Annotated in this window: 11 protein-coding genes; 7 read left to right on the top strand and 4 right to left on the bottom strand. The window is 65.1% G+C overall.

The window, feature by feature from the left end:
* Positions 1 to 121: 121 nt before the first annotated feature.
* Entirely contained in the window at positions 122 to 619 is a 498-nt protein-coding gene (gene folK / locus JMJ54_RS15705) for a 2-amino-4-hydroxy-6-hydroxymethyldihydropteridine diphosphokinase (protein WP_203539503.1), read from the bottom strand.
* On the bottom strand, positions 619 to 1953 hold the full coding sequence (gene pcnB, locus JMJ54_RS15700) for a polynucleotide adenylyltransferase PcnB (protein ID WP_203539502.1): 1335 nt from the start codon (positions 1951 to 1953) through the stop codon (positions 619 to 621). Before pcnB ends, folK begins: the two co-directional genes overlap by 1 nt.
* Before the next feature lie 186 nt (positions 1954 to 2139).
* Between pcnB and JMJ54_RS15695 the strand changes: the two genes are divergently transcribed.
* The 7 genes from JMJ54_RS15695 (at position 2140) to JMJ54_RS15665 (ending at position 7709) form a co-directional block, all read left to right on the top strand.
* Positions 2140 to 3006 carry a PhzF family phenazine biosynthesis protein gene (locus JMJ54_RS15695; protein ID WP_203539501.1) on the top strand — a complete coding sequence of 289 codons (867 nt, stop codon included), beginning with the start codon at positions 2140 to 2142 and terminating at the stop codon, positions 3004 to 3006.
* A gap of 153 nt (positions 3007 to 3159) precedes the next feature.
* Positions 3160 to 4320, top strand: a complete 1161-nt coding sequence (locus tag JMJ54_RS15690) for a D-alanyl-D-alanine carboxypeptidase family protein (RefSeq protein ID WP_203539500.1) — start codon at positions 3160 to 3162, stop codon at positions 4318 to 4320.
* 51 nt (positions 4321 to 4371) lie between these two features.
* The gene (locus tag JMJ54_RS15685) at positions 4372 to 5256 is read left to right on the top strand and encodes a D-amino acid aminotransferase (protein WP_203539499.1); all 885 of its coding nucleotides are present in this window, start codon (positions 4372 to 4374) and stop codon (positions 5254 to 5256) included.
* Positions 5253 to 5549 carry a YbeD family protein gene (locus JMJ54_RS15680; protein ID WP_203539498.1) on the top strand — a complete coding sequence of 99 codons (297 nt, stop codon included), beginning with the start codon at positions 5253 to 5255 and terminating at the stop codon, positions 5547 to 5549. Before JMJ54_RS15685 ends, JMJ54_RS15680 begins: the two co-directional genes overlap by 4 nt.
* Positions 5546 to 6184: a lipoyl(octanoyl) transferase LipB gene (gene lipB, locus JMJ54_RS15675; RefSeq protein ID WP_308438020.1), complete on the top strand. Its 639-nt coding sequence runs from the start codon at positions 5546 to 5548 to the stop codon at positions 6182 to 6184. The genes JMJ54_RS15680 and lipB overlap by 4 nt, the downstream gene beginning before the upstream one ends.
* Positions 6185 to 6221: 37 nt before the next feature.
* Entirely contained in the window at positions 6222 to 7187 is a 966-nt protein-coding gene (gene lipA, locus JMJ54_RS15670) for a lipoyl synthase (protein WP_203539497.1), read from the top strand.
* A 66-nt stretch (positions 7188 to 7253) separates the two neighbouring features.
* Positions 7254 to 7709 (top strand): acyl-CoA thioesterase, encoded by a 456-nt coding sequence (locus JMJ54_RS15665; protein ID WP_203539496.1) that lies wholly within the window; start codon positions 7254 to 7256, stop codon positions 7707 to 7709.
* Here the strand turns inward: JMJ54_RS15665 and JMJ54_RS15660 are convergent.
* Together JMJ54_RS15660 and groL are read right to left on the bottom strand one after the other, a co-directional pair.
* Entirely contained in the window at positions 7706 to 8005 is a 300-nt protein-coding gene (locus tag JMJ54_RS15660) for a hypothetical protein (RefSeq protein ID WP_203539495.1), read from the bottom strand. The genes JMJ54_RS15665 and JMJ54_RS15660 overlap by 4 nt on opposite strands.
* A 167-nt stretch (positions 8006 to 8172) precedes the next feature.
* Complete coding sequence (gene groL / locus JMJ54_RS15655; RefSeq protein ID WP_203539494.1) at positions 8173 to 9810, bottom strand: chaperonin GroEL; 1638 nt, start codon at positions 9808 to 9810, stop codon at positions 8173 to 8175.
* Positions 9811 to 9854 lie beyond the last annotated feature (44 nt).

The raw sequence follows: 9854 nt of genomic DNA, 5'->3' as shown, positions 1-9854 counted from the left end.
TCCCGTGGATGGTTGGGCAGACGTCACGGCAGCAGGGTAATACCGCCGCGAGGGGCATTATTCCACCTGTGCGGCGGCTGCGCCCATACGTATTGTTGCCGAGGGCTGCAGTTGATCCCGCTCAGGGCCGGCGGCCGCTGCCCGGTATCCGCGCGATGGCCTGACCGGCCACTGCCGCCAGACCGTCCTTCGCCGGGCCGAAACCGGGGATGACGACGTCCGGCGCGATCTCCAGCAGCGGCAGCAGCACGAAGGCGCGCTCGTGCATGCGCGGATGCGGCACGTTCAGCTGCGGCAGGTGCAGCGTTGCGTCGCCGTACAGCAGCAGGTCCAGATCGAGCGTGCGCGGCGCATTGCGGAAACTGCGGTGCCGCCCCAGTCCGGTTTCGATGCCGAGCAGCGCGTCGAGCAGCGCCGGTGCCGCCAGCGTTGTCGTGACCCGGGCGACGGCATTGTGGAAATCGGGCTGGTCGGCATAGCCGACCGGCGCACTGCGGTAGTAATCGGACACGGCGATCAGCCGGGATTCCGGCAGCAGCGCGAGCGCGTCGACGGCGGCGTCGAGCTGCCGCGCCGGATCGCCCAGATTGGCGCCCAGCGCGATATAAGCGTCGACCATCACGCGCCGCTGGCCGGGGCCGCGGCGGGCTTCTTGCGGCGCGGCTTGCGCTTGCGCTGCGGACCGCTCTTGTCGCTGCCGGCGACATTGGCGATCAGCGACGAGCGCGTCGCATCGTCACAGTACTGGAACTGCTGCCACCATTCGGCCAGCGCCTTGTCGGCCAGACCGCACTGCGCGCGCAGCACCAGGAAGTCGTAGGCAGCGCGGAAACGCGGCTGCTCCAGCAGGCGGAACGGGCGCTGGCCGGCACGCTGTTCGAAGCGCGGCTGCATCAGCCACACTTCCTTCATCGCCGCGCCGTAACGGTTCGGGATCGCCAGGCGTTTGCTGACGCGGTCGTCGACCTCGTTCATCGCCGCGACCAGCGCCGGCATCGTGTGCTCGCCGGCTGCTTCCTTCTTCTTCCACAGCTGCTCGACGTCGTGCCACAGCAGCGTCGCGAACAGGAAGCCGGCCGACACCGGCTTGTCGTCGGCAAGGCGGGAATCGGTGTTTTCCAGCGCGCGCTGGATGAAGGTGGCCGCGTTCGGATCGTCCAGCTGACGCTCGAGGATCGGCAGCAGCGAGCGGTGCAGCCCTTCGGCACGCAAGGCGGACACACAGGCCCAGGCCTTGCCCGACAGCAGCAGCTTCATCGTTTCGTCGAACAGCCGGGCGCTCGGAATGTTCTCGAGCAGGCTGGTCAGCGTCGCAATCGGCTTCTTCGTTGCCGGCGCAATGGTCAGTTCGAGCTTGGCGGCCAGCCGGACGGCACGCAGCATCCGCACCGGATCTTCACGGTAGCGCTGCGCCGGGTCGCCGATCATCACCAGCTGGCGACGCTCGAGGTCGTCGACACCGTGATGGAAGTCGAGGATTTCCTCGCGGTTCGGGTCGTAATACAGCGCGTTGACGGTGAAATCGCGCCGCGACGCGTCTTCCTCGATCGTGCCGTAGACGTTGTCGCGCAGGATGCGGCCGGCGTCGTCGGTCGGTGCTTCGGCCGCGCTGCGGAAGGTCGTCACCTCGATGATTTCCTCGCCGTCACGGTCGTAGAACGGCACGTGGACGATCTTGAAGCGGCGGCCGATGATGCGCGAGCGGTTGAAGACGTGGCGGACCTGCTCGGGCGTCGCACTGGTGGCGACGTCGAAATCCTTGGGATGTTTACCCAGCATCAGGTCGCGTACCGCGCCGCCGACGATGTAGGCATCGTAGCCGGCGGCTTGCAGACGGTCGCAGACCTTGAGTGCACCCGAGTGCAGCTGGTCGCGGCGGATGCCGTAATGTTTGGCGTGGAGGACGCGCTTGCCGGGGCGGCGAAGCACTTTTCCGATCAGTTTGCGGATCATTCGCGAGTCAGGAAGGTTTGATGGCTTGACGCTGCATTATACAGGCGCGCGCGGCCACGACCCGATGCAAAACACAGCCCCGCGCGCGCCGGCCGGCTGTGGTGGCGATGCGGGCTGCGGATTGTCACTGTCCCGTGCAACGGGCTCGTGGTTGAATGAGCCTCCCGAATCCTGCCGGAGCCCGCCATGCGCACGCTGCATTACCACGTCGTCAACGTCTTCACCGCGCCGGACGGCAACCCGTTCAGCGGCAACGCGCTGGCGGTGTTCCCGCACGCCGATGGCGTTTCGGATGCGCGCATGCAGGCCATTGCCCAGCAACTCAACCTGTCCGAAACGACCTTCGTGCGCGACTGTGCCCGAGAAACCACCGGGGCCGACGCCGACGTACGCATTTTCACCCCCGGTTACGAGCTGCCGTTTGCCGGCCACCCGACGCTGGGCACCGCAGCGGTGCTCGATACCGAACGCGGCCTCGGCGGTGAAGTGGCGTTGCGCTTTCCGTCCGGCACCGTCCCGGTGTCGATCCGGGACGGACTGGTCACGCTGACCGCGCAGCCACCGCGCTATCGCGACGCGCCGGACGATTCGGTGCTGGCCGGGGCGCTCGGGCTGGCGGCCAGCCGGTTTGCCGGCCGCGCCCGCTTTGTCGATACCGGGACCGAACAGCTGATCGTGCCCGTCGCCACTGCCGGCGACGTCTTCGCCTGCCAGCCCGATATCACGCGATTCGGCGAAGCGGCCGTCAACGGCCGCGGCATTGCCCAGGCGCTGGTGTGGGCTCCGTCGGAGGCCGGCATCGTCGCCCGTTTCTTCTGGGTGCAGGCCGGCCAGATCGGCGAGGACTTCGGGACCGGCTCGGCCTGCGCCAACCTCGGCGGCTGGCTGCTGGGACAGGGCCAGACGCTGCCGTTCTCGTCGACCATGCTGCAGGGGCACGGCGTCAACCGCCTCGCCCACCTGCAACTCGACCTGACCGGCAATGGCGCGATCCGCGTCAGCGGCCGGGTCAGGCGCATCGGTTACGGCACGTTTGAACTGCCGGACGAATGATGGCTCCAATGAGCTGCACCGCCATCACGCCGTGACCCATGCCATCCGTCAGTGCAAGGCAATTTGCACGGTCATGACGGCAGACCCGGCCTGCATGCCGGTTTTATACTTGGCCGCTTGTTCCGCCCCCTACCCAAGAGCGTTGTCCCACCAATGACTATCCGCCGTACCCTCGCCCTCGCCGCCCTCGTTGCCCCGCTCGTCTCGATGACCGCCCAGGCCTTCACGCCGCCGCCGCCGGACATCGCCGCCAAAGCCTATTTCCTGACCGATTTCCAGAGCGGCGCGACGCTGGCCGCGCGCGACGCCGACACCCGGATCGAACCGGCCTCGCTGACCAAGCTGATGACCGCCTATGTCGTGTTCAAGGCCGTCAAGGAAGGCAAGCTCAAGCTTGACCAGCAGCTGACCGTGTCGGCCGCCGGCATGAAGGCCGGTGGCGGCAGCGGCGGCTCGACGATGTTCCTCGACCCGCGCACCCCGGCCACGGTCGACCAGCTGATCAAGGGCATGATCGTCCAGTCCGGCAACGACGCCTGCGTGACGCTGGCCGAAGCCATCGCCGGCAACGAGGAAGTGTTCGCCCAGCTGATGAACCGCGAAGCCCAGCGCCTCGGGATGAAGAACAGCCACTTCTCGAACTCGACCGGCCTGACCGACCCGAACCTGTACACGACGACCGCCGACCTCGCCAAGATCGCCGCGGCCATCATCCACGACTTCCCCGAGTTCTATCCGATCTACTCGATGAAGGAATTCGCGTTCAACAACATCAAGCAGGGCAACCGCAACCTGCTGCTGTACCGCGATCCGAACGTCGACGGCATGAAGACCGGCCACACCAGCTCGGCCGGCTACAACCTCGTCGCGTCGAGCAAGCGTGACGGCCGCCGGGTGATTTCGGTCGTCGTCGGCGCCACCAGCGACCAGGTCCGCGCGACCGAATCGTCCAAGCTGCTGAACTGGGGCGTGCAGTTCTACGACACACCGAAGGTCTATTCTGCCGGCCAGAGCATCGCCACCGTGCCGGTGTGGAAGGGCAAGCTCGACAGCGTCAAGGCCGGCTTCCTTGAAGACCGCTACCTGACGGTCCCGAAGGGCGATGCCGCCAAGATCAAGCTGGAGTTCACCAGCCAGCAGCCGCTGATCGCGCCGATCGCCAAGGGCCAGCAGATCGGCACCGTCAAGGTCCAGCTCGATGGCAAGGCGCTGGGTGACTACCCGGTCGTCGCGATCGAACCGGTGGCCGAGGCCGGCATCTTCGGCCGTGCGTGGGATGCGATCCGCCTCTGGTTCAAACAGCTGTTCGCCTGACACCGAACCCGCCGGCATGACCCGGTCATGCCGGCGGCGTAAACTGTCGCCATGAACGTACCCGACCTCACTGCCTACCTGAACGGCCGCTTCGCCCCGCTGGGCGATCTGAGCGTGCCGGTGCTCGACCGTGGCTTCCTGTTCGGCGACGGGATCTACGAAATGATCCCGGTCTACAACCGCACGCCGTTCCGGCTCAACGAACATCTGGGCCGGCTCGCGGCCAGCCTGGCGTCGGTGCGGATCGGCAATCCGCATACGCTGGCCGAATGGCGCGGAATCATCGAAACCATCGTGGCGCGCCAGCCGTTCGACGACCAGTCGATCTACCTGCAGGTGACACGTGGCGCCGCCTATCCACGCAACCATGCATTCCCACCTGAACCGACGACCCCGACGGTCTTCGCGTTCGCCGATCCGCTGACGCCACCGCCGACGCAACTGGTGCAGACCGGCATCGCCGCAGTCACGCAAGCCGACGTGCGCTGGCTGCGCTGCGACATCAAGGCGATTTCGCTGCTGGCCAATGTGCTGGCCCGGCAGAGCGCCGTCGACGCCGGCGTCGCCGAGACGGTGCTGCTGCGGGACGGAAAGCTGATCGAGGGCTCGGCCAGCAATATCTTCGTCGTCAAGGACGGCGTGATTCTTGCGCCGCCGCCATCGAACCTGATGCTGACCGGCATCACCTACGATCTGGTGCTCGAACTCGCAGACCGGCACGGCCTGCCGCATCAGGTACGCGACATCACCGAGGCCGAACTGCGCGGCGCCGGTGAAGTCTGGCTGACGTCGAGCAGCAAGGAAGTGCTCGCCATCGTCACGCTCGACGGTGCCCCGGTTGGAAACGGCGCGCCCGGCCCCATCTACAAAGCCATGTACCAGCATTACCAGGTCTTCAAGGCCGGGGTGATGCGCACCGGCAAGGATACCCAATGAACACCAATACCCCGGCACCGCCGCCGCTCGAAGAACTGGTCGATTTCCCGGCCAAACTGCCGATCAAGGCGATCAGCCACAAGCAGGTCAGCCACGACGAATTCCATGCCGTGCTGTTCGCGCTGTCGTGCGAGCACGTGCCCGGCGTCACCGCCGACGTGCTGACGATCCGCCCGAGCAGCGCCGGCAACTATTTCGCCGCGACGCTGATGATCACCTTCGAGACCGCCGACCAGGTCCGCGCGCTCGACGCCGCGCTGCGTGCGCACCCGCTGGTGCGGATGGTGCTGTGAGCGAGGTCGCGGCCGCGCCGGCGACCGTGGTCAAACAGTTCGGCCTCGCCGACTACGAGACCACCTGGCACGCGATGCAGGCGTTCACCGACGCCCGCGACGCGGCCACGCCCGATGAAGTCTGGCTGCTCGAACACCCGCCGGTGTTCACGCTCGGCCAGGCCGGCAAGCCCGAACACATCCTGCAGCGCAGCGACATTCCGATCGTCAGGATCGACCGTGGCGGTCAGGTCACCTATCACGGCCCCGGCCAGCTGATTGCGTACACCCTGCTCGACCTGCGCCGGCTCGGTTTCGGCGTGCGCGAACTGGTGCGCCGGCTCGAGAACAGCGTGATCGCGCTGCTCGCCGACTACGGCATCGACAGCTACGGCAAGGTCGACGCGCCGGGCGTTTACGTGAAGGATGCGCTCGGCGAAGCCAAGATCGCCGCGCTCGGCCTGCGCATCCGCAACGGCTGCTGCTTCCACGGCCTGTCGTTCAACGTGAACATGGACCTCGCGCCGTTCTCGATGATCAATCCCTGCGGTTACGAAGGCCTGCGCGTCGCCCAGCTGAACGATTTCGGCTTTGCGGAGACACCGGCGACGTTAGCCGGTAAAATGGCCGACAAAATCCTGCAACAAATCAACTGATTAACCCTGTTCACCGCAAGGTTGATCGGCACGGATCATGACCCAAGACACCAAGAACGCCCCCGTTACCACCGGCACCAAGCTCAAGGGCGAAGCCAAGACCGCCCGCATTCCGATCAAGGTGGTCCAGCTCGAATCCAAGCTGAAGAAGCCCGACTGGATCCGCGTGCAGGCACCGAGCCTCAATGGCCGCTTCGGCGAGATCAAGCAGATCCTGCGCGAGCAGAAGCTGCACACGGTGTGCGAAGAAGCCTCCTGTCCCAATATCGGCGAGTGCTTCGGCAAGGGCACGGCGACGTTCATGATCATGGGCGACATCTGCACCCGCCGCTGCCCGTTCTGCGACGTCGGCCACGGCCGGCCGAACCCGCTCGACGCCAACGAACCGGTGCATCTGGCCGAAACCATTGCCGCGCTCAAGCTCAAGTACGTGGTAATCACCTCGGTCGACCGCGATGACCTGCGCGACGGCGGTGCCCAGCACTTCGTCGACTGCATCAGCCTGACCCGCGCCAAGAGCCCGGATACCCAGATCGAAGTGCTGGTACCGGACTTCCGCGGCCGGCTCGAGCTGGCGCTCGACCTCTTCGGTCAGGCGTTGCCGGACGTGATGAACCACAACCTCGAAACCGCGCCACGGCTGTACAAGCAGGCTCGCCCGGGCTCTGACTACCTGCATTCGCTCAAGCTGCTGAAAGACTGCAAGGCGATGTATCCGGACGTCAAAACCAAGTCCGGCATCATGGTCGGCCTCGGTGAAACCGACGAGGAAGTCGTCCAGGTCATGCACGACATGCGCGCGCACGACATCGACATGATCACCATCGGCCAGTACCTGCAGCCGTCGAACGGCCATCTGCCGGTGCTGCGCTACGTGCACCCGGACCAGTTCAAGGCGTGGGAAAACCTCGCGTACGAGCTTGGCTTCAAGCACGCCGCCGTCGGCGCCATGGTGCGGTCGAGCTATCATGCAGATCAGCAGGCGCATCACGCCGGCCTCTGATCAGGCTCGCTGCAGACGACAACGCCGGGCTCGCCCGGCGTTTTTCATGCCCATCAAGGAAAACCCATGACCGACCTGCCCCGCCACCAGTTGACCATGACCGTGCTGATGACGCCGGACATGGCCAATTTCTCCGGCAACGTCCACGGCGGCGCGCTGCTCAAGCTGATGGACGAAGCCGCCTATGCCTGCGCCAGCCGCTTCGCCGGCGCCTACTGCGTGACGCTGTCGGTCGATCAGGTGACGTTCAAGCAGCCGGTCCACGTCGGCGAGCTGGTCACCTTCCTCGCCAGCGTCAATTACACCGGCCGGACGTCGATGGAGATCGGCATCAAACTGATCGCCGAGGACATCCGGGCACGCACCGTGCGTCATACCAACAGCAGCTATTTCACCATGGTCGCGCTCGGCGACGACAAGCGCCCGCTCGAAATCCCGACCCACACGCCGAACGACGCCAGCGAGCAGAAACGCTGGCAGGAAGCCGAGCAACGCCGCCAGCAGCGGCTTGCGGTGCGTTAATCGCGCCGGGACGACAGCCCCCAGATCGCCGGCGGCTGTGGCAGCGGCCTCGACCGCACCAGATCATAGATGAGCGACAGCACGATCAGTTCACGGCCGATCAGCGTCGGAAAGCCCTTCCTGTCACCCCGGCTGTCGATCAGCAGCGCGTCGAAATAGTCATCCAGTTCGGCTTTGCCCCACAACGTGGCGACGCGATCGGCGATGCGTGGAAACTGCCGGATCAGCTGATCCGGATAGGCTTGCGGATAAGGGCCGACGCATTCGCGAAGCTGGAATTCGAGCAAGGTGGACATGGCGCATCTCCGGTGTTCTGCCGGGCCGGCGCATCCCGCGTACGCGGTACCGGCCTTCTCCACGCTAGACCAGCCCCTTCCATGGCCCCAAGCCCGACCGACCAACGAAAAAACGCCACCCGAAGGTGGCGTTTTCTTTGTTGCGGATCGCGCGGGGAAAGCCGGACTCAGAAGTCCATGCCGCCCATGCCGCCCATGCCGCCGCCCGGCATTGCCGGTGCGTCTTCCTTCGGCAGCTCGGCGACCATCGCATCGGTCGTCAGCAGCAGACCGGCAACCGACGCAGCGTGTTGCAGCGCCGAACGGGTCACCTTGGCCGGATCCAGCACGCCGATCTCGACCAGATCGCCGTATTCGCCGGTGGCAGCGTTGTAACCGAAGTTACCCGTGCCTTCGACGACGCGGTTCACGACCACCGACGGCTCGTCGCCGGCGTTGGCAACGATCTGGCGCAGCGGTGCTTCGATCGCCTTCAGCACGATCTTGATACCGGCGTCCTGATCGGCGTTGATGCCCTTCAGCTCGCCCAGGTTGGCGCGTGCACGCAGCAGCGCAACGCCACCACCGGCCACGATGCCTTCCTCGACCGCAGCGCGGGTAGCGTGCAGCGCATCTTCGACGCGAGCCTTCTTTTCCTTCATTTCGACTTCGGTCGCAGCGCCGACCTTGATCACGGCAACACCGCCAGCCAGCTTGGCCACGCGTTCCTGCAGCTTTTCACGGTCGTAATCGCTCGACGATTCCTCGATCTGTGCACGGATGGTCGACACGCGTGCCTTGATCGCGTCTTCCTGACCTGCGCCGTCGATGATGGTGGTGTTTTCCTTGGCCACTTCGATACGCTTGGCCTGGCCGAGCATGTCGAGGGTTGCCTTTTCCAGCGACAGGCCGACTTCTTCGGCGATCACGGTACCGCCGGTGAGGATGGCGATGTCTTCGAGCATGGCCTTGCGACGGTCGCCGAAGCCCGGAGCCTTGACGGCCACGGTCTTGAGGATGCCGCGGATGTTGTTGACGACCAGAGTCGCCAGCGCTTCGCCATCGACGTCTTCAGCGATGATCAGCAGCGGACGGCCAGCCTTGGCGACTTGCTCGAGCACCGGCAGCAGATCGCGGATGTTGCTGATCTTCTTGTCGAACAGCAGCACGAACGGGTTGTCCAGCAGGGCGATCTGCTTGTCCGGGTTGTTGATGAAGTACGGCGACAGGTAGCCGCGGTCGAACTGCATGCCTTCCACGACAGCCAGTTCGTCTTCCAGACCCGAGCCGTCTTCGATGGTGATCACGCCTTCTTTGCCGACCTTGTCCATCGCTTCTGCGATCTTCTGGCCGATGGCTTCATCGCTGTTGGCCGAGATCGAACCGACCTGGGCGATTTCCTTGCTGGTGGTCGTCGGCTTGGAGATCTTCTTCAGCTCTTCAACCAGGGCGATCACGGCCTTGTCGATACCGCGCTTCAGGTCGGTCGGGTTGAAACCGGCAGCCACGTACTTCAGGCCTTCGTTGACGATGCCCTGGGCCAGCACGGTCGCGGTGGTGGTGCCGTCACCGGCGATGTCGCTGGTCTTCGACGCCACTTCCTTGACGAGCTGTGCTCCCATGTTCTCGAACTTGTCCTTCAGTTCGATTTCCTTGGCAACCGACACACCGTCCTTGGTGATGGTCGGGGCGCCGAACGAGCGCTCGAGCACGACGTTGCGGCCCTTTGGGCCCAGGGTCACCTTGACCGCGTCGGCGAGCACATTGACGCCGGCAACCATCTTCGAACGGGCGGAATCACCAAACTTGACTTCTTTTGCAGCCATTTTCCAGATACTCCTGAATTCTTTAGGGAAAGATTGAACCGTGC

The organism is Jeongeupia naejangsanensis (assembly GCF_016865585.1).
GTDB classification, from domain to species: Bacteria; Pseudomonadota; Gammaproteobacteria; order Burkholderiales; family Chitinibacteraceae; genus Jeongeupia; species Jeongeupia naejangsanensis.
The sequence above is the reverse complement of the archived record's forward strand: the minus strand, read 5'-3'. Positions and strand labels throughout refer to the sequence as shown.

Bases quoted from the DNA above. Each gene is read 5' to 3' on its own strand.
- folK (WP_203539503.1), bottom strand. From the start codon at position 619: ATGGTCGACGCTTATATCGCGCTGGGCGCCAATCTGGGCGATCCGGCG.
- pcnB (WP_203539502.1), bottom strand. From the start codon at position 1,953: ATGATCCGCAAACTGATCGGAAAAGTGCTTCGCCGCCCCGGCAAGCGC.
- JMJ54_RS15695 (WP_203539501.1), top strand. From the start codon at position 2,140: ATGCGCACGCTGCATTACCACGTCGTCAACGTCTTCACCGCGCCGGAC.
- JMJ54_RS15690 (WP_203539500.1), top strand. From the start codon at position 3,160: ATGACTATCCGCCGTACCCTCGCCCTCGCCGCCCTCGTTGCCCCGCTC.
- JMJ54_RS15685 (WP_203539499.1), top strand. From the start codon at position 4,372: ATGAACGTACCCGACCTCACTGCCTACCTGAACGGCCGCTTCGCCCCG.
- JMJ54_RS15680 (WP_203539498.1), top strand. From the start codon at position 5,253: ATGAACACCAATACCCCGGCACCGCCGCCGCTCGAAGAACTGGTCGAT.
- lipA (WP_203539497.1), top strand. From the start codon at position 6,222: ATGACCCAAGACACCAAGAACGCCCCCGTTACCACCGGCACCAAGCTC.
- JMJ54_RS15665 (WP_203539496.1), top strand. From the start codon at position 7,254: ATGACCGACCTGCCCCGCCACCAGTTGACCATGACCGTGCTGATGACG.
- JMJ54_RS15660 (WP_203539495.1), bottom strand. From the start codon at position 8,005: ATGTCCACCTTGCTCGAATTCCAGCTTCGCGAATGCGTCGGCCCTTAT.
- groL (WP_203539494.1), bottom strand. From the start codon at position 9,810: ATGGCTGCAAAAGAAGTCAAGTTTGGTGATTCCGCCCGTTCGAAGATG.